Origin of the sequence: Mesorhizobium sp. M8A.F.Ca.ET.021.01.1.1 (assembly GCF_003998025.1) — a bacterium.
GTDB lineage: Bacteria > Pseudomonadota > Alphaproteobacteria > Rhizobiales > Rhizobiaceae > Mesorhizobium.
Map to the genome: position 1 here is coordinate 1 of NZ_RZSJ01001133.1, position 383 is coordinate 383.

Here is a 383-nt window from a genome sequence, read left to right on the forward strand (position 1 = left end):
ATGCAGGCCTGCGCCAAAAGGGCCGGAGTTTCCGGGTCTCCGAGGTCCGCGGCGACGAAGAGTGTCGGCGTGCCCAGCCGCGAAAGCTCCGCCGCGACCGCATCGCCACGCGTCTTCTCGCGGCCGGTGACCAGCAGCCCGGCCGCGCCGGAGCGCGCCAGGGTCTCGGCGATGGCACGGCCGATGCCTTGCGTCGACCCGGTGACCAATATCACCTTGCCTTCGAGCCTGATCTCCATTCCTCCTCCCGGAACAAAGTTTCTATTTTTCAAAATATGGAACGATAATTCCCGGTAGTCAATTGTGCCAGTGGCGGTTCATCAGATGACATCCTAAAGTCTGCGCCGCCCCTCACCTGCCTGCCGGCATCCTCTCCCCGTATA

1 protein-coding gene is annotated in these 383 nt (G+C 62.7%); it reads right to left on the reverse strand.

The window, feature by feature from the left end:
* Nucleotides 1–239: SDR family NAD(P)-dependent oxidoreductase (locus EOA36_RS36965; RefSeq protein ID WP_127281340.1), on the reverse strand; the 239-nt coding region annotated here is incomplete at its 3' end.
* Nucleotides 240–383: the final 144 nt, after the last annotated feature.